General features: G+C 69.3%; 21 protein-coding genes. 18 read left to right on the forward strand and 3 right to left on the reverse strand.

Translation table 11 applies throughout. From position 1 onward, the window contains the following. Nucleotides 1-3: 3 nt before the first annotated feature. Together ADBZ6K_RS13255 and ADBZ6K_RS13260 are read left to right on the forward strand one after the other, a co-directional pair. Nucleotides 4-669 carry a hypothetical protein gene (locus tag ADBZ6K_RS13255; RefSeq protein ID WP_526347326.1) on the forward strand — a complete coding sequence of 222 codons (666 nt, stop codon included), beginning with the start codon at nt 4-6 and terminating at the stop codon, nt 667-669. Between the two features lie 75 nt (nt 670-744). Beyond that, nucleotides 745-1,287: an alpha/beta hydrolase gene (locus ADBZ6K_RS13260; RefSeq protein WP_526347328.1), complete on the forward strand. Its 543-nt coding sequence runs from the start codon at nt 745-747 to the stop codon at nt 1,285-1,287. Nucleotides 1,288-1,296: 9 nt separating this feature from the next. Here ADBZ6K_RS13260 and ngg read toward each other — a convergent pair whose 3' ends face one another. Both ngg and ADBZ6K_RS13270 read right to left on the reverse strand, forming a co-directional pair. Next, on the reverse strand, nt 1,297-3,087 hold the full coding sequence (ngg, locus tag ADBZ6K_RS13265; protein ID WP_526347556.1) for an N-acetylglutaminylglutamine synthetase: 1,791 nt from the start codon (nt 3,085-3,087) through the stop codon (nt 1,297-1,299). A gap of 68 nt (nt 3,088-3,155) precedes the next feature. Next, nucleotides 3,156-4,985, reverse strand: a complete 1,830-nt coding sequence (locus tag ADBZ6K_RS13270) for an N-acetylglutaminylglutamine amidotransferase (protein WP_526347330.1) — start codon at nt 4,983-4,985, stop codon at nt 3,156-3,158. Between the two features lie 268 nt (nt 4,986-5,253). Here ADBZ6K_RS13270 and eat point away from each other — a divergent pair, with 268 nt between their 5' ends. From eat to ADBZ6K_RS13350, 16 genes are all read left to right on the forward strand, one after another. Beyond that, complete coding sequence (gene eat, locus ADBZ6K_RS13275) at nt 5,254-6,822, forward strand: ethanolamine permease (RefSeq protein WP_526347332.1); 1,569 nt, start codon at nt 5,254-5,256, stop codon at nt 6,820-6,822. Nucleotides 6,823-6,881: 59 nt separating this feature from the next. Continuing rightward, nucleotides 6,882-8,429 (forward strand): xylulokinase, encoded by a 1,548-nt coding sequence (locus ADBZ6K_RS13280; protein WP_526347334.1) that lies wholly within the window; start codon nt 6,882-6,884, stop codon nt 8,427-8,429. A gap of 5 nt (nt 8,430-8,434) precedes the next feature. Next, nucleotides 8,435-9,778 (forward strand): iron-containing alcohol dehydrogenase, encoded by a 1,344-nt coding sequence (locus tag ADBZ6K_RS13285; RefSeq protein ID WP_526347336.1) that lies wholly within the window; start codon nt 8,435-8,437, stop codon nt 9,776-9,778. Further along, complete coding sequence (locus ADBZ6K_RS13290) at nt 9,778-10,539, forward strand: 1-(5-phosphoribosyl)-5-((5-phosphoribosylamino)methylideneamino)imidazole-4-carboxamide isomerase (RefSeq protein WP_526347338.1); 762 nt, start codon at nt 9,778-9,780, stop codon at nt 10,537-10,539. Before ADBZ6K_RS13285 ends, ADBZ6K_RS13290 begins: the two co-directional genes overlap by 1 nt. Nucleotides 10,540-10,548: 9 nt before the next feature. Continuing rightward, a complete protein-coding gene (locus ADBZ6K_RS13295) occupies nt 10,549-11,316 on the forward strand; it encodes a GntR family transcriptional regulator (RefSeq protein ID WP_526347340.1) in 768 nt (255 codons plus the stop codon). A gap of 122 nt (nt 11,317-11,438) precedes the next feature. After that, nucleotides 11,439-12,797: a glutamine synthetase family protein gene (locus tag ADBZ6K_RS13300; RefSeq protein ID WP_526347342.1), complete on the forward strand. Its 1,359-nt coding sequence runs from the start codon at nt 11,439-11,441 to the stop codon at nt 12,795-12,797. 88 nt (nt 12,798-12,885) lie between these two features. After that, nucleotides 12,886-13,641 carry a gamma-glutamyl-gamma-aminobutyrate hydrolase family protein gene (locus tag ADBZ6K_RS13305; RefSeq protein ID WP_526347344.1) on the forward strand — a complete coding sequence of 252 codons (756 nt, stop codon included), beginning with the start codon at nt 12,886-12,888 and terminating at the stop codon, nt 13,639-13,641. 28 nt (nt 13,642-13,669) lie between these two features. After that, on the forward strand, nt 13,670-15,043 hold the full coding sequence (locus ADBZ6K_RS13310) for an aldehyde dehydrogenase family protein (RefSeq protein ID WP_526347346.1): 1,374 nt from the start codon (nt 13,670-13,672) through the stop codon (nt 15,041-15,043). Nucleotides 15,044-15,051: 8 nt separating this feature from the next. Beyond that, the gene (locus tag ADBZ6K_RS13315; RefSeq protein WP_526347558.1) at nt 15,052-15,825 is read left to right on the forward strand and encodes a 3-oxoacyl-ACP reductase; all 774 of its coding nucleotides are present in this window, start codon (nt 15,052-15,054) and stop codon (nt 15,823-15,825) included. Between the two features lie 13 nt (nt 15,826-15,838). Beyond that, complete coding sequence (locus ADBZ6K_RS13320; protein ID WP_526347348.1) at nt 15,839-16,582, forward strand: FadR/GntR family transcriptional regulator; 744 nt, start codon at nt 15,839-15,841, stop codon at nt 16,580-16,582. Between the two features lie 9 nt (nt 16,583-16,591). Further along, the gene (locus ADBZ6K_RS13325; protein ID WP_526347350.1) at nt 16,592-16,921 is read left to right on the forward strand and encodes an ArsR/SmtB family transcription factor; all 330 of its coding nucleotides are present in this window, start codon (nt 16,592-16,594) and stop codon (nt 16,919-16,921) included. A gap of 37 nt (nt 16,922-16,958) precedes the next feature. Beyond that, nucleotides 16,959-17,351, forward strand: a complete 393-nt coding sequence (locus ADBZ6K_RS13330) for an ArsR/SmtB family transcription factor (protein WP_526347352.1) — start codon at nt 16,959-16,961, stop codon at nt 17,349-17,351. A 377-nt stretch (nt 17,352-17,728) separates the two neighbouring features. After that, entirely contained in the window at nt 17,729-18,415 is a 687-nt protein-coding gene (locus ADBZ6K_RS13335) for an energy-coupling factor ABC transporter permease (protein ID WP_526347560.1), read from the forward strand. Beyond that, nucleotides 18,412-18,771 (forward strand): PDGLE domain-containing protein, encoded by a 360-nt coding sequence (locus ADBZ6K_RS13340; RefSeq protein WP_526347354.1) that lies wholly within the window; start codon nt 18,412-18,414, stop codon nt 18,769-18,771. The genes ADBZ6K_RS13335 and ADBZ6K_RS13340 overlap by 4 nt, the downstream gene beginning before the upstream one ends. 2 nt (nt 18,772-18,773) lie before the next feature. Then, nucleotides 18,774-19,553 (forward strand): cobalt ECF transporter T component CbiQ, encoded by a 780-nt coding sequence (gene cbiQ / locus ADBZ6K_RS13345; protein ID WP_526347356.1) that lies wholly within the window; start codon nt 18,774-18,776, stop codon nt 19,551-19,553. Next, nucleotides 19,538-20,320 carry an energy-coupling factor ABC transporter ATP-binding protein gene (locus ADBZ6K_RS13350; protein WP_526347358.1) on the forward strand — a complete coding sequence of 261 codons (783 nt, stop codon included), beginning with the start codon at nt 19,538-19,540 and terminating at the stop codon, nt 20,318-20,320. Before cbiQ ends, ADBZ6K_RS13350 begins: the two co-directional genes overlap by 16 nt. A 409-nt stretch (nt 20,321-20,729) precedes the next feature. On the opposite strand, the gene mtr is transcribed toward ADBZ6K_RS13350, so the two are convergent. After that, nucleotides 20,730-22,142: a mycothione reductase gene (gene mtr, locus ADBZ6K_RS13355; protein ID WP_526347360.1), complete on the reverse strand. Its 1,413-nt coding sequence runs from the start codon at nt 22,140-22,142 to the stop codon at nt 20,730-20,732. Nucleotides 22,143-22,146: the final 4 nt, after the last annotated feature.

Genomic DNA, 22,146 nt, shown 5'->3' on the forward strand with positions numbered 1-22,146 from the left:
TCCATGAGGCACGGGCCCGCCCGGGCGGTACTGGCCGTTCTGGTGACGTTGCTCGCCGCGTGTACGCACACCGTCGACGGGACGGCCAACTGGCCGGGGGCCAGGCTCTCCAGCGTGCTGCTGACTGCGCGAGACTTTCCCTCCGGTGTGCAGTTCGACCGCATCGTCGACGACGTGGGCAGCGGCCCTGGCGGGGGCGCTCCGCCGCCGATGATGTCGGCGCCTGCCGGTTGCACCGACGCCCTGACCAAGGTCATCGGGGACGACGCCGCGCGCGGACCGGGCGCGGCGGTCAAGTACGTCGTCGCCTACGACGGAGCGAGGATCGTCATGACGGTGCTCACGTCGAACCTGGACATGAAACGACTCTCCGCTGCGGCCGATCGGTGCGCCTGGTATCACACGTTCTTCGACCCGGCCGAACCCGGCATCCCGATCACCACCACCAGAATCGCGACCGACCGCCCCGACGCGCTGGCCTACCGGCAGACGATGACGCTGCGCGGCGTCGACCACAGCGTGTACTTCTCCTTCGAGAACGTCGGCGATTTGGCGGTGTTCGGACTGGCCCTGCCTACCCCGAATCCGACGATTCCCGTCAAAGGCACGCTGCCCCAAACGTTTCTGGATATCGCGGATAAGCAGGCGCAACGCATGCACACCGGATGACGGGCGAGTTATCGACCCGGGTAATCCACGGGAAATCCGGCCCAACGAGGCGTGCAGAAGCTGTAGCGTGGCCGAGTGCTCTCCACCATGGTGACCGTCGACGGGTATCCGGTGCCCGTCGACGTCGCCGTGGTGCTGCTGGGCGCCGCCCAGCACGCGCCGTCCGCCTACGACGCCGTCTGCCAGCGGTTGCACACCGCCTCGCTGCGCACCGTCGTCATCGCCACCGATCCCCGGCTGACTGCGAAGGCGGTGGTCGGCATCCTCGACGCACTCAATGTGCGGTGGGCGTTGCTGGTCGGCGACCGCGCCGGGGCCGAGCTGGCGTGGGAACTGGCGGCCACCCGGCTGGACCGGTTCATCGGGCTGGTGGTGATCGACCGGGGCCACCCGCGGGTGGCCGACCTCACCGGCGTGACCCGCGACGACAACTGCCCGCCGGTGGAGATGAACACCACCGCGCTGGTCAGCACGGCGGCGTCGCGGGCGGTGGCCAACGCCAGCCAGCGCTACGTGTACGGCGATTTCCGCCTCGTCGACATGCTCGGCAGGCGCAACGCCCAGGAGGCGACGGCTCAGCTGGCTGCCGAGATCGTGTTGCGGACCAGTAGCTGGTAGGCCGCCGATCTACGGTGCCGGGCTCCAGGGCTGAGGCAGTCCGGGCTGACCCGGAAACAGGAAGCCGACGAACGCCGCCGCGGTGGGCTGGGGTTCGTGGTTGGCCAGCCCCGGCCGCTCGTTGGCCTCGATGAACACGTAGTCGCTGCCGGACACGTCGGGCACCAGCAGGTCGATACCGGTGACGGGGATGCCGATGGCCTCGGCGGCGGCGACGGCGACCCGGCACAGCTCGGGGTTCACGTCGGCGGTGACGTCGTGGATGGTGCCGCCCTGATGAAGATTCGCCGTACGCCGCACCCGCAAATGCTCGCCTGCCGGCGGCACGCCGTCGAACGACCAGCCCGCCTCCTGGACGGTAGCCTCGGTGACCTCGTCCATCGGGATGCGGGATTCACCGCCGGTGGCCGCGGCGCGGCGCCTGCTCTGGGCCTCGATCAGCTCGCGCACGGTGTGCTTACCCGTGCCGATGACCTCCGCGGGCACCCGCAGCGCGGCGGCGACCACCGCGCCGTCGATCACCACCAGCCGCAGGTCGTCGCCCTGGTAGAGCTGCTCGATAAGCACCTCGGGATGCTGTTCACGGGCCCGGGCCAGCGCGGCGTCGAGTGCGGCGGGCCCGTCGACCCCGACGGTGATGCCCCTGCCCTGTTCGCCCCGCGTCGGTTTCACGACGACGTCGCCCACTTCGGCCAGGAACGCGTGGTCCTCGTCGTCGAACGTCGCCAGCCGGCCCATGGGCACCGCGATGCCCGCTTCGGACACGATGCGGCGGGTCAGCCGTTTGTCGTCGCAGCGGCTCATCGCCACCGCCGAGGTGTACTCCGACAACGATTCGCGGGTGACCACGCTGCGGCCGCCGTGGGACAGCCGCATCTCGCCGGTCTCGGCGTCGAGGACCTCCACCCGGATGCCGCGCCGGGTCGCCTCGTCGGCGATGATGCGCGCGTAGGGGTTCAGATCGTCGACGGTCTCCGGCGGATGGGTGAACAGCGGCTCGTTGATGGCGTTCTTGCGTTTGACGGCCAGCACCGGCACCCGCCGGAACCCCAGCTTCTCGTACAGCGCGATCGCCGCGGTGTTGTCGTGGGCGACCGACAGATCCATGTAGGCCCGGCCGCGTCGGCGGAACATGTCGGCGAGGGCGCGGGTGAGGGCCTCGCCGATGCCCGGCAGCCCGGCGGACGGATCCACCGCCAGCGTCCACAGGCTCGACCCGCTCTCCGGATCGGAGAACAGCCGGTCATGGTCGACGCCCGTGACGGTGCCCACCACCTTCTCGTCGTCGTCGCGGACCGCGACCAGATAGCCGACGGACGCGGCGTGACGGTGGTTGTCCCAGATCACGTCGACGGGTGCGGGCACCATGCCGCAGCGCACATAGACGCGGTTCATCGCGTCGGCGTCGGACGGCTCGGCCAGGCCGCGCACGGTGAAACCGGTCGGGGACGGCACCCGCTCGGTGTGGTCGTCGGTGTCGGCGGTGCCGTTCTGGGCGAACCGCAGCCGGTAGGTGTGGCTCGGATCGATGAACAGCTCGGCGGGGGCGCGTGCCACCAGCACGTGCGATTCGCGCGCGTAGATGCAGATGTCGCGCCTGCCCGCCTCCTCACGGCGCAGCACGTCGGCGAGCTCTTCGGGGTGGGCGAAGGTCTGGCCGAAAATCAGCCGGCCCCAACCCAGTTCGAGGACGACGTTGTCGGCCATGGCGTCCACCAGGTGCGGCGGCGACGCGTCGTGCAGGCCGAGCGTGATGGCTTCGCAGTGGTCGGGATCGACGGGGCGGGCGGCTCTGGTCATGCGCGATCCGCCTTCGGCTTCTCGCTTGGTCATGCGCGATCCGCCTTCGGCTTCTCGCTTGGGTCGACTCACGCCGCTGCCCCCGCGATACCGTGCCGTTGCAGCCACAGCTCAAGCAGCGCGAGCTGCCACAGCTCGTTGCCGCGCAGCGGGGTGAGCCTGCCGTTCGGGTCGGCGAGGAGACGGTCGACGGCCTCGGGGCGGAACAGGCCACGCTCCTTGGCTTCCGGCGCGTAGAGCGCGTCGCGGACGAGGTCCAGGTAGGGCCCTTCGAGGTGGGTCAGTGCCGGGACGGGGAAGTATCCCTTCGGGCGGTCGATGACATCGGCCGGGATCACGCGGCGCGCCGCCTGCTTGAGGACACCCTTGCCGCCCTGGGCGGTCTTCAGCTCGGGTGGGCAGCCGGCGGCCAGCTCGACGAGTTCGTGGTCGAGAAACGGCACGCGGCCCTCCAGCCCCCATACCATCGTCATGTTGTCGACGCGTTTGACCGGGTCGTCGACGAGCATGACGGTGGTGTCCAGTCGCAGCGCGCGGTCCACCCCGGTCTGCGCGCCGGGCCGGGCGAAATGGGCGGCGACGAACTCCCCGCTCGGGTCGGCGTCGACGTCCGATCCGGCCCAGAAACCCTGCGTCACCAGGCCGGCGACCGCCGCGGGTCCGCGGTCGAAGAAGGCCGCGCGGTAGCCGGCGACCGAGCCTGCCAGCGACGCGGCGGCCGGGTCGGCCAGCGGCGGATACCAGTGATAGCCGGCGAAGACCTCGTCGGCGCCCTGGCCGGACTGCACCACCTTGACGTGTTTGGCGACCTCCTGGCTGAGTAGATAGAACGCCACACAGTCGTGGCTGACCATCGGCTCGCTCATGGCGGCGATCGCGCCCTCCAGCGCGGGCAGCATCCGGTCGGTGTCGATGCGGATCTGGTGGTGGTCGGTGTCGAAGCGGCTGGCGATGACGTCGGAGTAGCGGAACTCGTCTCCCTCGACGCCGCCCACCGATTCGAAACCGATGGAGAACGTCGCCAGACCGTGCTGGCCTGCCTCGGCGAGCAGCCCGACGATCAGGCTGGAGTCGACCCCGCCCGACAGCAGGCACCCGACCGGCACGTCGGCCACCAGCCTGCGGTCGACGGCCACCCGCAGCGATTCGAGCACCGCGTCCTCCCAGTCGCGCTCGGACCAGTCGCTGCGGTCGGCGCGGCGGGTGAAATCGGGGGACCAGTACGTCGTGGAGGTCGTGCGCCCGTTGGGTTCCAGCGCGATCAGCGAGGCGGGTGGCACCTTCTTGACGCCGCGCAGGATGGTCAGCGGCGGCGGGACCACCGAGTGGAACGTCAGGTAGTGGTGCAGCGCGACCGCGTCGATGCGGGTGTCTATCGAACCGTCCCTGCCGCCGCCGGCCAGCAATGCGGGCAGCGACGACGCGAACCGGATGCGGTTGGCGTCCTCGGTGAGGTAGAGCGGCTTGATGCCGAGGCGGTCGCGGCCGAGTAGCACCCGCCCGGTGTCACGCTCGACGATCGCGAAGGCGAACATCCCGAACAGGTGCTCGACGAACCGGTCGCCCCAATGGTGGTAGGCCTTCAGCAATACCTCGGTGTCACTGGTGGAGAAGAACCGGTACCCGTGTCCGATGAGCTCACGGCGCAGCTGCCGATAGTTGTAGATGCAGCCGTTCCAGCAGACCGCGAGCCCCAGGTCGGAGTCGACCATCGGCTGAGCGCCCGCCTCGGACAGGTCGATGATCTTCAGCCTGCGGTGTCCCAGCGCGACCCGTCCCTGCGCCCACACACCCGACCCGTCCGGACCGCGGGGCGCCAGCGCCTCCACCATGGCCGACACCGCAGCAACATCGGGTGTTCGGCCGTCGAGTCGCACCTCGCCGGTGGCTCCACACATCGGTTCGACCCTACCCGGGCGCTATCCCGGTGTCCCTACTCGGGCGGAACCCGGGCGGGTCGGGGTCTGCGGCCCGAACTGCGTTCTGCGCGCAGACGCCGCAAACGTCGGATTTGCCAGTTTTGACATGCCGCGGCCACAGAATCAGCGATATCCCAGTTCGGAGTATCTTTCTGACCAATTGACTCCGCATCTTGACGATGCAAATTTCGAGGTTTATCGTCACAAGTTGTCTGACAACTTTGCGCCGAGAGTCGAGGAGGGCGCGATGCCGGAAAACAAGCGAGCGGTCGGATCGGTCACTTACCGAGACGCGGAGCACGGTTACTTCGAACGGCGTCAACTCCGCAGACACGCCGCGTTCTGGTCACTGTGGGCGCTGGGCGTCGGGGCGGTGATCTCGGGTGATTTCTACGGCTGGAACCTCGGCCTGGATGCCGGCGGTTTCGGTGGCCTGCTCATCGCCGGCATCGTCATCACGATCATGTATTACGGCCTGTGCTACAGCATCGCCGAGATGTCGCCCGCGCTGCCGCACACCGGCGGCGCATACTCCTTCGCGCGATCCGCGATGGGGCCGTGGGGCGGATTCATCACCGGCTTGGCCGAGAACATGGAGTACGTCATCACCCCGGCCGTCGTGGTGGGGGCGATGGGCTTCCTATCCCACGACATCGTGTACGACCTGGTCGGGATGGACGGATGGTGGAACAGCCCAGTCGTGTGGTGGGCGATCTTCTACATCATCTTCGTCGGGATCAACATCCTCGGCATCGAGATCACGATGCGGTTCACCGTGGTGATCACGGTGCTGGCGCTGGGGATCCTCGCGTTCTTCTTCCTCGCGGTGCTCGTCACGCGGTCCTTCGACGGCAGCCTGCTCACCAACATCCCGCCGGAGGAGGGCGGCAGCAGCTTCCTCCCGAAGGGCATCGCGGGCATATTCCCCGCGCTTCCGTTCGCGATCTGGTTCTACCTGGCGATCGAGGAGCTGCCGCTGGCCGCCGAGGAATCACACGATCCGAAACGCGACATCCCCCGCGCCACGATCTGGGGTCTGAACACGCTGGTCCTGTTCGCCGTTCTGACCCTGTTCCTCAACACCGGTGTCGGCGGCGGTGCGGCGACGATCGGGACGTCGGCGACCCCGTTGTTCGACGGCTTCAAGGCGGTCTTCGGCGAGGGTACGGCCGCATCTCTGCTCGCGCTGGTCGGGTTGATCGGTCTGATCGCCAGCTTCTTCACCATCATCTACGCCTACGGCCGCAACACGTATTCGCTGTCCCGGGCGGGCTATTTCCCCAAGAGCCTCTCGGTCACGCACCCGACCAGGAACACCCCCTACGTCGCGCTGATCGCCGGGGCGGTCGTCGGATACATCCTCGCGCTGATCATCTACTTCCTCGGCCAGAGCGAGAACGCACTGGCGGGCAAGATCGTCGGCGCGCTGCTGTACATGGCGGTGTTCGGTGCCGTGATCTCGTACTTCATGCAGTGCCTGTCGTTCATCATGCTGCGCCGCAAGCTGCCCCACATCGAGCGGCCCTACCGCAGTCCGCTCGGCGTCGGGGGCGCCGCCGTCGCGGGTGCGATCGCGCTGGTCGCACTGATCTCGCTGTTCCTCAACGAGGACTACCGGCCCGGCGTCGTCGGCACACTCGTCTACTTCCTGATCGGGCTGGCCTACTTCGCGGTCGTGGGCAGGCACAAGCTCGTGCTCTCCCCGGAGGAAGAGTTCGCGCTGTCCCAGGGCCAGCACGGGGCGCACCTGCAGGAGGAGGGCTACGGCTCGGTCTCGGTCACCGAGATCGGCGAGGCATCCGACCGCCAGCCATGACGCGAACCGAAGGGGGACGGCCAGACCGCCCGTCCCGCACCGCCGGCTGAGGAGGGGTCGTGTCTCTGGTCCTGGGAGTCGACGTCGGCTCGCAGAGCATCAAGGTCGTCCTCGTCGACGAGGGTGGCGACGTCGTCGGAACCGGCTCGTCCGCCCTGAGCATGGTCCACGCGCACGACGGCTGGGCCGAGCAGGACCCCCAGGCGTACCGCAGTGCGCTTCGTGACGCCGTCCGGGCAGCGACCGCGGGCGTCGACACCGCCGCGGTGGTGGGAATGGGTCTCGGCAGCCAGGTGGACGGGGTGGTGGCCTGCGACGCAGGCGGGGCCGCGCTGCGCCCGGCGATCATCTGGCTGGACAAACGGGCCACCGACGAATGCGACCGGCTGGTCGCCGCGGTGGGCCCCGACCTGCTCGCCGAACGAACCGGCCTGGTCGCCGACGCGTCCCACAGCGCGCCGAAGATGATGTGGATCCGCGACCACGAACCGCCGGTCTGGCGGCGCGCGGCGACACTGGCGCCGGTGGGGTCCTACCTGCTGCATCACCTGACCGGTGCACACGCCCAGGACGCGGCCAACGCGTCATCGACGATGGTCTTCGACGTCACCCGCGGCGACTTCGATCCCGCCCTGTGCGACGCCGCGGGCCTCGATCCCGCCATGCTGGCACCCGTCCGTCCGTCGACCGAGGTGGTCGGCACGCTGCGGCCCGAGGTCGCCGACGATCTCGGCTTGCCCGCCAGGTGCATGGTCGTCGTCGGGACGGGCGACGAACACGCGGCGTCAGTCGGGGCCGGTGCGATCGAGGCCGGCGTCGTCGTCGACGTCACCGGTACCGCCGAACCCGTCACGACGGTCTCGGCGACGCCCGTGCGGGATCCGCTGTGCCTGGTGGAAACCCACGGCCACGCGGTGCCCGGGTCGTGGCTGATCGAGAACCCAGGATTCGTCAGCGGCGGCAGCACGCTGTGGCTGGCCGGGCTGCTGGGGGTGCGGCAAGCCGAGATCTTCCCGCTCGCCCAGCGCGCCGATCCGGGCAGCGACGGGGTGCTGTTCCTGCCCGCGCTGTCCGGGGCCACGGCGCCGCGCTGGAACGACCGGATGCGTGGCGGTCTGCTCGGCCTGGCCATGAACCACACCCCCGCCCAGGTGGCGCGGGCAGTGCTGGAGGGGTGCGCCTACGCGCTGCGCGACATCGTCGAGCGGCTCGACGCGCTCGGCCTGGGCCGCGGCGAGATACGGATCGTCGGTGGCGGCGCACGCGACGACCTGTGGGCCACCATCAAGGCCAACGTGCTCGGCAGGCCGGTGCGCCGCGTGCTCACCGAGGAGGCGACGGCAGTCGGCGCGGCGATGGTCGCCGGGGTGGGGGCCGGGGTGTTCGGTGACTTCGGTGCAGCGTCGGTGGCCGTGCGGCTCGCCCCGGACGCGATCGAACCCGAGCCCGCGGTCAGCCGCCGCTACGACGCGGCCTACCGGCGCTATCACGCCGCCTTCGACGCGGTCGAGTCCGCGCTCGCCCCCACGCACGTGGAGGCGCTGCCGGCGGGTCCTGATCTGCCGGCTCGGCCGGCCCGTCCTGATTTGCCGGCTCGGCCGGCGTGATCACCATGCCCGACCCGGCCGCCCTTCTCGCCGAGCTGCGCGCGGACGGCGACACCGATCTGCCCGGCGTGGACATTCGCATCGGCGCGTCCGTGCTGGCGGGCGCGATCCGTGACTCCGTCGCGTCGGCTCCCGGCGGCGCGCCGGTGATCCTCAGCGACGGCGGTCCGTACCGAACGGCGGCCGGGCCCGTGGTCGACCGACTCGCGGTGGATCTCGGGGCCTGTCCCGTCATCCAGCTGGGCACGGGAACGGTCCGGGCCGACGAGGCGACCGTCGAGGCCGCGGTCGCGCGGGTCGGCCCGCACCGGCTGCTCATCTCCGTCGGCTCCGGCACGCTCACCGACATCGCCAAGGTCACCGCCCGGCGCACCGGCAGCCGCCATGTCGCCGTCCAAACCGCGTGCAGCATCAACGGATTCGTCGCCGACCGCAGCGTCCTGGTCATCTCCGGGGCCAAGCGCACGGTCGCGTCGAGATGGCCGGACCTGCTGGTGGCCGATACCGACATCCTCATCGGCGCGCCATGGCGGTTGAACCTTGCCGGGGTGGGCGATCTCTCGACGGTGCCCAACGCGGTCGCCGAATGGCAACTCGCGGCGCGGCTCGGCCACGGCCCGTCGTACCGGCCCGCCGTCGTGGAGCCGGTGCTCGCCGCGATGCCGGCACTGCCCGCCCTCGCCCGCGCGGCCCGCGACGCCGACCCGGAGGGGGTCGCCGATCTCGCCCGGCTGCTGGCGGTCAGTGGGCTGTCGATGGGCATCGTCGGATCCACCGCGCCTGCGTCGGGCAGCGAACACGCCGTCTCCCACCTGATGGAGATGGCACTGGGTCTGCAGCGCCTGCCGACCGCCGCACATGGGATGCAGGTCACCGTCGCCACCCGGCTGGCCGTGCGGGTGTGGCGGCTCGTCCACCATGCGATCCGGTCGGGGGCCACGGTCCGGGTGCCGGACGAGGAGGCGTGCCGCGACGCGGTACACCGCGCATTGGCCCGGTTCGGGGACCGAACGGTGCAGGAGTGCTTGACGGCGTACGCGGCGAAGCGGGCGTTCCTGCTGGCCCACCGGCAGGCGATCGAGGCGCTGGTCGGCGCCTGGGATGCGGTCTTCGCGGAACTGGCGGTGCCGTCGCCCGAAGCGTTCGACGAGGTGAGCAGCGCCAGCGGGCTGCCCGCCCGGGCGGGTGACCTCGGCGCGAGCTACGACGAAGGGCTGCTGTTCTGGGCGTTGCGGAACTGTCATTTGTTGCGGGAGCGGATCTCGATCGTCGACCTGGCCGACCTGCTCGGGGTGTGGTCCGACGAGGCGGCGCGGTCGATCGTCACCGACGCACAGAAGGAGGGGTAATGGCCGAGTTCATCTTCATGCTCACCCACGACGACCGAACCGTCGACAACGCGGCGCAGATCGTGCCCGCGCTTGCGGGCACCGGCCTTCGCTACATCGGGTTCAAAGACGTGGGGGCCGATGCCGCCCACCAGCGTGAGCTGACGTCGCTGGCCCACGACGCCGGTTTCGAGGTGATGCTGGAGGTTGTGTCGACCAGCAAGGACGAGGAGATGTCGTCGCTGAGCGGAGCGGCCGCCGCCGGGGTCGACTGGGTACTCGGGGGCACGCACGCGGCCGACGCAGCAGGTGTGCTGCCCGAGGGAGTCCGCTACTGCCCCTTCCCCGGCCGCGTCGTCGACCATCCGAGCGTTCTGCTGGGCGAGATCGAGGAGATCGCCGCCGACGCCGACCGGCTCACGGCGCTCGACCATGTCGCCGGCGTCGACCTGCTGGCCCTGCGACACCCCACCGCCGATCACGACGCGCTGATCCGCGCGGTGGTCCGACGCTCCCGCGGGCCGGTGATCGTGGCGGGATCGATCGCCGACGTCGAGCGGATCAGCGCCGTCGGTCAGGCGGGCGCCTGGGGCTTCACGATCGGCAGCGCCATCTTCGACGGCCTGCTGCCCGGCGCGCCGTCGGTCGCCGACCAGGTCCGCCACGTCCTCGAGGTGACCGCAGCACTGCCGGTGGCGGCCGAGATCGATGCGCCGGTGACGGCCGAGATCGATGCGCCGGTGACGGCCAAGACCGATGCGACGGCGACGACCGGCACGTAGGGTCGGAGCATGCCAGGGCGAACGCCGCTCGCCGACCGGCTGCGCGACGAACTGCTCGAGGAGATCACCAGTTCGCAGCTGGCACCGGGGACGAAGCTGCCGACCGAGGGGGAGCTGGCCAAACGCTTCGGAGTGTCGCGGGCCACCGTCCGCGATGCGGTGCGGGCCCTCGTCGAGGCCGGATATGTCGTCCGCCGTCGCGGTTCGGGCAGCTATGTCGCCGAACGCAGGCGGATGCCGCACGGGCTCGACTCGACCCTCAGTTATCTCGCGATGATCGAGAGCGCGGGTGCCCGCGCCGGGATGCGAATCCTGCGGGCCGGATTCGAACAGGGCGGCAAAGACGCCGGCGCGCTGCAGCTCGACCCGGGTGACACCGTCCTGGCCGTCGAGCGGGTGCGCACCGCCGACGGAGCGCCGGTGATCTACTCGCACGACCGGATCCCCGCGCATCTGCTGCGACCGGATCTCGATCTGCACCAACTGGACCCGTCGCTGTTCGCGCTGCTGAGTTCCTCGGGGCATGCGGCCGACCACGCGACGGCGACGCTGCGGGCGGTGGCCAGCACCGGCCACACGGCATCGGTGCTGGGGATCCGACGGGGCAAGCCGCTGCTCTACATCGAGGAGATCGACTACGACCGCGACGGCGTCCCGGTCATGCTGTCCCGGGAATGGCACGTCTCCGAAGCGTTCGACGTGCGCATCAACCGGAAGGCCAATCCGCTGCGCGACGCGTATGCGGTGCCGGTCGGCGCGTCGCACGCCGTGGGTTGACCAGCCGTGTGACGTGTGTGGACCGGCTTATTGGTCGGATCTCCTACCTTTAGACGCCGCACACTGGTAGATTCACCTGGTCGGATGATGGGAAGGCGGTCATCAATGGTTGAGGTCTCGTCATGACGGGCTTACTGGAGCGGACCGAGCTGGAGCGCCTGGTCGCCGCCGGTGACATCGACACCGTGATCGTCGCGTTCTGCGATATGCAGGGCAGGCTCACCGGCAAACGTGTCGCGGCGCGGCTGTTCGTCGACGACGTCGCCGCCCACGGCGCCGAATGCTGCAACTACCTGCTGGCCGTCGACGTCGACATGAACACCGTCGACGGGTATTCGATCTCCAGCTGGAATACCGGCTACGGCGACATGGTGATGACGCCGGACTTCTCCACCCTGCGGTTGCTGCCCTGGCTGCCCGGCACCGCGCTGGTGATGGCCGACCTGAGCTGGACCGACCACAGCCCGGTCCGGCAGGCGCCGCGCAGCATCCTCAACCGGCAGATCGACCGGCTGACCGAGCGCGGCCTGGTGCCCTACGTCGGCACCGAACTCGAGTTCATGGTCTTCGACGACAGCTACCGCCAGGCCTGGGCGAGCGGCTACCGTAACCTCACCGCCGCCACCGACTACAACGTCGACTACGCCATGCTGGCGTCGACGCGGATGGAACCCCTGCTGCGCGACATCCGGGTCGGGATGGACGGGGCGGGCATGTACTGCGAGGGCGTCAAGGGCGAGTGCAACCTGGGCCAGCAGGAGATCGCGTTCCGCTACGACCACGCCCGGGTCACCTGCGACAACCACACCATCTACAAGAACGGTGCCAAGGAGATCGCCGACCAGCACGGCAAGAGCCTGACCTTCATGGCGAAATACGATGCCCGCGAAGGAAACAGCTGTCACATCCACATCTCGCTGCGGGGCGACGACGGCAGCGCGGTGTTCGCCGATTCCGATGCGCCCGACGGGATGTCGCCGATGTTCCGCAGCTTCATCGCGGGCCAGATCGCCACCCTGCGCGAGCTGACGCTGTTCTACGCGCCGAACATCAACTCCTACAAGCGGTTCGTGGACGGCAGCTTCGCGCCGACCGCAATCGCGTGGGGGATGGACAACCGCACCTGTGCGCTGCGGGTGGTCGGGCACGGGCACGGCATGCGGATGGAGTGCCGGGCGCCCGGCGGTGACGTCAATCAGTACCTGGCCGTCGCGGCGCTCATCGCGGGCGGCCTGCACGGCATCGATCTGCAGCTGGAACTCCCGGAACCGTTGGCGGGCAACGCCTATATCAGCGACGCCGATCGTCTGCCGACCACCCTCGCCGAGGCGGCCGCGTTGTTCGGCGAGTCGAAGGTGGCGCACGAGGCGTTCGGCGACGAGGTCGTGGAGCACTACCTCAACAACGCCCACATCGAGCTGACCGCCTTCAACGCAGCGGTCACGGATTGGGAGAGGGTACGTGGCTTCGAGCGGCTCTAGCAGTCCCGGCGCGAGCGGTCCCGGCGCCAGCAGACGCAAAAGTCCCGAAATCGCCGGCGTGTCGGGTGCATTTGCGTCTGCTCGGCCGGTGATCGGGCTGACCACCTACCTGCAGCAGGCGCAGACGGGCATCTGGGATGTGCACGCCAGCTTCCTTCCCGCCGTGTACTTCGAGGGTGTGCACCTGGCGGGCGGGGTGGCGGTGCTGCTGCCGCCGCAGCCGGTGGACGCAGGCACCGCCGATCGGGTGCTCGACGGGCTGGACGCGCTGGTGATCACCGGCGGCAAGGACGTCGACCCGGCCCGCTACGGTCACGCGGCGCACCCCACCTCCGACGAGCCGGACCGGGTGCGCGACGCCTGGGAGTTCGCGCTGCTGGACGCGGCGCTGCGGCGCGGCATGCCGATCCTCGGGATCTGCCGCGGCGCGCAGGTCCTCAACGTGGCACTGGGCGGCACCCTGCACCAGCACCTGCCCGACGTCATCGGACACACCCACCATCAGCAGGGCAACGCGGTGTTCGGCACGTCGGCGGTGCGCACCGTGCCGGGCACCCTGCTGGCGGGCCTGATCGGCGAATCGTCGGATGCGCAGTGCTATCACCACCAGGCCGTCGACCGGCTCGGCGACGGCCTGATCGTCAGCGCCAGGGACACCGACGGTGTGATCGAGGCGGTGGAGGCCGATCCCGGGGGCTCGCCCAGTGCCTTCCTGCTCGGTGTGCAGTGGCATCCGGAGGAGCGCCTGGACGACTTGCGACTGTTCGCGGGCGTGGTCGGTGCCGCGGCCGACTATCGGAGGGCGGGAGCAACGACACAAGAGACGGGGAGGTTGGGGGCATGACCGACGAGCGCTTGCGCGAGGAGCCGACATGACCGCCGCGACGACAACCGAGGTGATCAACCCGGCCACCGAGGAGGTGCTGCGAACCGTCGAACGGGTGGACACCGCCGGGGTCGACGACGCGGTCGGGCGGGCGGTTGCGGCCCAAAAAGGCTGGGCCAGGCTGGCACCCGCGCACCGGGCCGCCGCGCTGCGGTCCTTCGCCGCCGCCGTCGATGCGCACATCGGCGAGCTCGCAGCGCTGGAGGTCGCCAACTCCGGGCACCCGATCAGCAGCGCCGAAGCCGAGGCCGGGCACGTGCGCAACGTGCTGCAGTTCTACGCCGCCGCCCCGGAACGGCTGTCCGGCAAGCAGATTCCCGTCGCGGGCGGGCTGGATGTCACGTTCAACGAGCCCATCGGGGTGGTCGGCGTCATCACGCCGTGGAACTTCCCGATGACGATCGCGTCGTGGGGTTTCGCGCCCGCCCTCGCGGCGGGCAACGCGGTGCTCGTCAAACCCGCCGAGTGGACCCCGCTGACCACCATCCGGCTGGGCGAACTCGCGGTGGAGGCAGGGCTGCCCGCCGACGTGCTGCAGGTGCTGCCGGGGAAGGGCTCGGTGGTGGGGGAGCGCTTCGTCACCCATCCCGATGTGCGCAAGATCGTGTTCACCGGGTCCACCGAGATCGGCACGCAGGTGATGGCCGGGGCGGCCGCACAGGTCAAACGGGTCACGCTGGAGCTGGGCGGCAAGAGCGCCAACATCGTGTTCGACGACTGCGACCTCGAACGCGCCGCCGCCACCGCCCCCTACGGCGTTTTCGACAACGCCGGGCAGGACTGCTGCGCTCGCAGCCGGATCCTGGTGCAGCGCAGCGTCTATGACCGCTTCATGGAACTGCTGGAGCCCGCCGTCAAGGGGGTGGCGGTGGGGGATCCGCAGGCGCGCGACACTGAGATGGGCCCGCTGGTGTCGCGTGCGCACTGGAATTCGGTGTCCGCCTATGTCCCCGACGACGCGCCGGTCGCCTTCCGCGGTCACGCGCCGTCGGGCCCCGGTTACTGGTTCCCGCCCACCGTATTGACGCCGAACCGCACCGACCGCACCGTCACCGACGAGATCTTCGGCCCGGTGGTCACCGTGCTGCCGTTCGACGACGAGGCCGACGCGATCGCACTGGCCAACGACACCCCGTACGGGCTGTCCGGATCGATCTGGACGGAGAACCTCTCGCGGGCGCTGCGGGTGTCGCGCGCGGTGGAATCGGGCAATCTGTCGGTCAATTCGCATTCCTCGGTGCGCTACAACACCCCGTTCGGGGGATTCAAGCAGTCCGGGCTGGGCCGTGAACTCGGGCCCGACGCGCCGCTGTCCTTCACCGAGACCAAGAACGTGTTCATAGCGATTGGAGAGGCGTAGTGGCCCGGATCGACCTGACGCAGCGGCTGGCAGGCAGGGTCGCGGTGATCACCGGCGCCGGAAGCGGCATCGGCCTGGCCGCGGCCCGGCGCATGCACGCCGAGGGAGCCACGATCGTCGTCGGCGACCTGGACGCCACCGCGGGTGAGACGGCCGCCGACGAAGTCGGCGGACTGTTCGTGCCCGTCGACGTGTCGGATGAGGGCGCCGTCGACAACCTCTTCGATACCGCCGCGGGGACTTACGGATCCGTCGACATCGCGTTCAACAACGCGGGTATCTCACCGCCGGATGACGACCTAATCGAGCACACCGAACTGCCGGCGTGGCAGAAAGTGCAGGACGTCAACCTGAAATCGGTATACCTGTCCTGCCGCGCGGCGCTGCGGCATATGGTGCCCGCAGGCCGCGGGTCGATCATCAACACCGCATCCTTCGTGGCGGTGGTCGGGTCGGCGACCTCCCAGATCAGCTACACCGCATCCAAGGGCGGTGTGCTGGCGATGTCGCGGGAGCTGGGAGTTCAGTTCGCGCGCAGCGGGATTCGCGTGAACGCGTTGTGCCCCGGCCCGGTGAACACCCCGCTGCTGCAAGAACTGTTCGCCAAGGATCCCGAGCGCGCCGCGCGCCGCCTGGTGCATGTGCCGCTCGGGCGGTTCGCCGAGCCGGAGGAACTGGCCGCCGCGGTGGCCTTCCTGGCCAGCGACGACGCCTCGTTCATCACCGCCTCGACCTTCCTCGTCGACGGCGGAATCTGCTCCGCCTACGTCACCCCGTTGTGACGCCCCGCTGATCATGTCGGCCGAACCGGACGCCACCGAGCCCCCCACGGTCGCCGCAGAGGCGGCGGACGCCCTGTTGCGTCCGGTGCGCCCCGGCAACGCCTTCGAGGACACCGTCGGACGGCTGCTGCAGACGATCCGCCTCGGCGTGCTTTCGCCGGGGGAGTCGCTGCCGCCGGAACGCGAGCTCGCGGCCCGGCTCGGGGTCAGCCGCGACACCGTCCGCGAGGCGATCAAATCGCTGGCCGATGCCGGTTACCTGGTGTCGCGCCGGGGCCGATACGGCGGGACATTCCTGGCCGAGCGGCTGCCGATGTCCACCGAGGGGCAGGCGCACGTCAGCCGCGAGGAGATCGACGACGCCTTGCGGCTGCGCGAGATCCTCGAGGTCGGGGCGGCGCGGATGGCCGCCTCCCGCACGCTGACCGCCGCCGAACGCGAGGTGCTGTGGACCCGGCTGACCGACGTGACCGCCGCCGGCCTCGAGGACTACCGCCGCCTGGATTCACGGCTGCACCTGGCGATCGCCGAGGCCGCGGGCGCGCCGTCGCTGGTGCCACTGGTCGCCGAGAACCGGATGCGGCTCAACGGACTGCTCGACCGCATTCCGTTGTTACCGCGCAACATCGCCCACTCCAACGAACAGCATGAGGCGATCGTGATCGCCATCCTGACGGGCGACGATGACGCGGCCGGCGCGGCGATGCGCGCACATGTCGCCGGGTCGGCCGCGCTTCTGCACGGGTTTCTGGACTAGATTCTCTTCATGGACTCCGATGAGGAGCACGTCCACGTGGCGTTGGCGTCCTCGGCGTTGTCGGACGTGGACATCGCCGGCTGGACGCTGCGTTTCGACCTACTCTCCGATCCCAACCGCCTGGAGATCCTGCTCGGCCTGCACCGCGCCCCCGGCATCTGCGTCGGCGACCTGGCCGCCGCGCTCAATCGGTCGGAAAACACTGTCTCGCAGGCACTCCGGGTATTACGCCAGCAGGGCTGGGTGACCTCGACACGCGTCGGCAGGCAGGTGAGCTACCGGCTCGAGGATCACACCGTGCACGATCTGCTGCACTGGATAGGCGCACGGCACGGCTGACGCCCGCGGCCACCGCCCGGGTTGTTAGTATCTGCGTATGAATGCAGAAAGTCGTCCATTGGGGCGGCTGCCCGACGACCAGGTCAACTTGATCGTCGAAGTGTTCCGGATGCTGGCCGACGCCACCCGGGTCCGGATTCTGTGGTTGCTGGCCGAGGGGGAACTGTCCGTCAACGAACTCGCCGAGCAGGTGAGCAAGCCCGCGCCGTCGGTATCTCAGCACCTGGCGAAGTTGCGGATGGCCCGCCTCGTGCGTACCCGCAGGGCGGGGACGGCGATCTACTACAGCCTGGAGAACGATCACGTCCGCCAACTGGTCGTGGACGCGGTGTTCAACGCCGAGCACGCCGGTCCCGGCGTGCCGAGTCACCACCGCGCCGACGGTGCCCTGCGAGAGGCAAGACGGGTTACTGCCCAACCGGGTAGGTAGGCCCAGGGCCGCGGCGGTCTCAACACTCCATCGAATGGAGATGAGACAGGAGTGCCGGCAGTGACCGACGAGCAGACCGATCAGCAGACCGAATGGCATCCCGCACTCGCGCGAGCGTGTTCGCTGCCGGCGTCACGTGCATCAGGCGGGGCTCGAGCAGAGCACGTGCACACCCACCGGTGAGCCGCACTACCCGACTCGACGGGTCCGCCGCGTCCCCCAGGGCAGGTGACCGGGAACCGATTGACGGGGCAATTTCCTGACATCTGTACACCTAGACAGGTGAACAGGTGGACCACTAGGCTCTCCCGTAAGCCCATAGGAGGAGTGCCGTGTCCTCGACTGTTGTGCCCCAAGAGGGCGTTTCGTTTGTCGCGATGCACATGAGCGACGGCATCGTCAATGCCCCGACCTCGCTGCTGTTCGCCGCCGTGGCGATCGCCGCCCTCGGTATCTGCGCCTGGAAGGCCAGGGGTGAACTCGATGAGCGGACGGTGCCGCTGGCCGGGCTCGTCGCCGCGTTCATCTTCGCCGTCCAGATGGTCAACTTCCCGATCCTGCCCGGCGTGAGCGGGCACCTGCTGGGCGGTGCGCTCGCGGCGATCCTCGTGGGCCCCTACACCGGCGCGCTCTGCATCGCGATCGTGCTGGTCGTGCAGTCGCTGTTGTTCGCCGACGGCGGCGTTACCGCACTCGGAACCAACATCACCAACATGGCCGTCATCGGCGTCGCGGCCGGTTACACCACCGCCGTCGTTCTGTACTCGCTGGTGCGCCGGCGCGACACCGTGACCCGGATACCGGTGCTCGGCGTCGTCGCATTCCTGTCGGCGCTCATCGGAACCGTCTGTGCGGCCATGGGTTTCGTCCTCGAATACGCAATCGGCGGTGCGGCGACGACCTCGCTGGGCACCGTGGCCGCATACATGTTCGGCACTCACATCCTCATCGGCGTCGGTGAGGGAGTGATCACCGCGCTGACGGTGATGGCCGTCGCACGATCCCGACCCGATCTGGTCTACCTGCTGCGCACCCGCCGTGCCGAGGCGAAGGTCGCGGCATGACCGGGGTCAAGCGTTCGCGGCTGTTCTTCGTCGGCTTCGCCCTCGTGACGCTGATCGTCGCCGGTGTCGTCTCGTACTTCGCCAGTTCCAGCCCCGACGGCCTCGACTCGGCCACCCTGCAGGGATGTCAGGTCGTGGAGACGCAGGCCGGTGAGGAACTGACGGGGTCCTGCATCGCCCAGCACGCCACCGATCACCACCTGGCCGGCTCGCCGCTGGCCGATTACGCGATCGAGGGCAGGGCGGGCACCGGCGGGCTCGCCGGGATCATCGGCGTGCTGGTGACGGTCGCCATCGCGGGCGGAGCGTTCTGGCTCATCTCGCGCGCCAAGACCAGATCCGGGTCCGGTACCTGACGGTGGGCGCCGGCCACTCTCATCCGCTGTATCGCGATAGCGCCTCCCCGGTGCATCGCGCACCGGCCGAGGTCAAGATCGTCTGCCTGGTGGTGTTCGTCCTCGCCGTCGTGGCGACACCGCGGGAGTTGTTCTGGCCGTTCGGCATCTACGTTCTGATCGTCCTCGCGGTGTGGCGGGTGGCGCAGATCCCGCTGCGGTGGATCCTGCCGCGGATGCTCATCGAGGCGCCTTTCCTCGTGCTCGCAGTGCTGTTGCCGTTCTCCGAGGGTGGGGAGCGGATAGAGGTGGCCGGCATGCACCTTTCGGTGGCGGGCCTGTACGCGGCGTGGGGGATCGTCATCAAGGGGACACTGGGGGTGGCCGCCTCGCTGACAGTGGCCGCCACGACGACCGCCGGGGAGCTACCCCTTGGCCTGAGCAGGCTGGGTGTGCCCGCGATCGTCATCTCAGTGCTGGTCCTGATGATCCGCTACATCGACGTGCTGTCGGCCGAAGCGAGCCGGATGCGGATGGCGCGGGTGTCGCGCGGCGACTCGCCGCGCACCCTGCATCAGGTCGGCGCGATCGCAAAATCTGTTGGGGCGCTGTTTCTGCGCTCGTACGAGCGGGGCGAACGGGTGTACCTGGCGATGTTGTCAAGGGGTTATCAGGGCAAGATTCCACAGTTGGCGATCGGCGCGGGTGGCACCGCGGAAGCCTCTGTACGGCAATGGTTCACGGCCCTGCTGCCCGCCGCCGCCGCCGTCCTCGTCGCATCGTCGGCATGGGTGGTGCGGTGAGTCCGCCGGCGATCCGGGTCAGCGGGCTGCGCTATGCCTATCCTGACGGGCACAAGGCACTGGATGGCATCGACCTGACGGTCGAGACCGGTGAGCGGGTGGCGGTGCTAGGCCCCAACGGCGCGGGCAAGACGACGCTTATGCTGCACCTCAACGGCGTGCTGACGGGCACCTCGGGGTCGATCGAGATCGCCGGTATCCCGGTGAACCGCAAGAACCTTCGCGAAGTGAGGCGACGGGTCGGCCTGGTGTTCCAGGACCCCGACGATCAACTGTTCATGCCCACGGTCGCGCAGGACGTCGCCTTCGGCCCCGCGAACTTCGGGCTGAAGGGTGAGGCGTTGGCCGCCCGGGTGCACCGGGCGCTGGAAACCGTCTCGCTAGCCGACCTGGCCGACCGCAGCCCGGCGCACCTGTCGGGCGGTCAGCGCCGGCGGGCCGCGCTGGCCACGGTGCTGGCCTGCGATGCGGAGGTCCTTGTGCTCGATGAGCCGTCGGCCAACCTCGACCCGGTCGCGCGGCGCGAACTGGCGGAAACCCTTCTGGGGCTTGATGCGACGATGTTGATCGTCACCCATGATCTGCCCTATGCGGCACAGCTGTGCCGGCGTGCCATCGTCGTCGACCACGGGGTTGTGGTGGCCGACGGCGACATTGCGACGATCCTCGGCGATGCCGCGCTGCTTTCTGCGCACCGGCTCGAACTGCCGTGGGGCTTCGACGTGGTGGCCGCGTCGCGAGAGCGGCAGCACGTAGGACGCCGGTAGCGCCGAACCGGTGTCCAGATGACAAGACTTCAGTGTCGGATGTCGCCGAACGTAACGGCACGGCGCTGATCCGGGGCGGTTTCCGCCCTGGCGTTACGTTCGCCGCACACAGCGCACCGGCGATGCCGAGGACGCGAGCGCGACTGCCGTCCAGCGGCGCATCCGCGACGGCCGCGCCTGCCACCGAGGAAGCCGAGACGGCGAGGGCGAGTGTCGGACCATCTGGCAGAGGGCCGCCCGCGGCGGCGTGCGCGCCGATCGTCAGATCGGCCGCGCAGGCTCCCACCAAGGTGCCGCGCCACAAGCGCGCGCGTGACCTCGGTTCATCCACCTGCCGGACACTACCCGGCTACTACACGGGCTAGTAGCCCGGTGGCATGGCGCCAATCTCGGTGCCCGCCCGACAGGATCAGTGCCGCCGGGCGCGAGGCCAGGGCGGCTCTCCACACAGCGCCAGCAGCGCGTTCTCGATCACCTCGGGCAGCGCGGGGTGGATCCAGTACTGGCCGCGCGCCATCTCCTGGGCCGGCAGCCCGAAGCTCATCGCCTGGATGATCGGCTGGAGCAGCGACGACGCCTGATGCCCCATGATGTGTGCACCGAGGATCAGGCCGGTGTCGTCGTCGACCACGATCTTGCAGATCCCGATGGTGTCCTCCATCGCCCAGCCGTAGGCGACGTCGGCGTAGTCCTGGATCTTGGCCTTGGTCCGGTAGCCGGCCGCCCTGGCCTGGTTCTCGGTCAGCCCGACGCTGGCGATCTGCGGTTCGGTGAACACCGCCGACGGCACGTATCGGTGGTCGGAGGGCATCAGCGCGTCGGTGTCGTCCCAGTCGGCGAGCAGGTTGTTGCGGACCACCCGGGCCTCGTGATTGGCGACGTGTTTGAGCTGGTAGGGCGAGGACACGTCGCCCAGCGCGAAGATATTGCGCGCGGTGGTGCGCTGATATTCGTCGACGGCGACGAGCCCGTCCTGGACCTTCACGCCGGCCAATTCGGCGTCGAGTTGGTCGCCGTTGGGGATGCGGCCGGTGGCGACCAGCAGGGTGTCGGCCCGCACCGTTGAGCCGTCGTCGAGCCGAAGCGTCACACCCGAGCCGTCCTGGGTCGCGCCGGCGACGGTGTGCTGGTTGCGGATCTCCCACTTCTTCGACGCCACATCGGTGAAGCGTTCGCAGATGTCGTCGTCACAGTTGGTCAGCAGCGTCGACCCGCGAATAACGAAGGTCACCCGGGAGCCCAGCGAGGAGAAGACGTGCGCGAATTCGGCGGCCACAAACCCACCGCCGACGATCACCAGATGCTCGGGCACCTCGGCGATCCGCATGATCGTGTCGCTGGTGTGATAGCTCACTCCCGACCGGAGGATGTCCTCCGGCACCATGGCACGCGAACCGGCCGCGATCACCACCTGATCCGCGGTGAACTCGTCACCGTCCTCGGTGCGCAGCATGTGCCGCCCGTCAGGCCGGGTCGGCCCGAAACGGGTATGGCTGGCGAACACCGTCACATTCGGCGAAGAACGCCGGTAGCGCTCGCCGCTCAACGCGATCGGGTCGATCCGGCCGAAGACGCGGGACACGATGTCGCCCCAGCGGACGCCGTCGATGTGCGTGTCGACCCCGAACCGGGCGGCGTCGCGCACGGTGTGAGCCACCTCGGCGGCGTAGACGAACATCTTGGTCGGGATGCAGCCGACGTTCAGACAGGTCCCGCCGAACGTGCCCTGCTCGCAGATCGCCACCCGCTTGCTCGTGTAGCGGTCGTCGAGGATGCTGTTGCCCGAGCCGGTGCCGATGATCGCGATATCGAAGTGGTCCATGCCG

The sequence above is a fragment of the Mycobacterium sp. genome (assembly GCF_044223235.1).
Taxonomy (GTDB): Bacteria; Actinomycetota; Actinomycetes; order Mycobacteriales; family Mycobacteriaceae; genus Mycobacterium.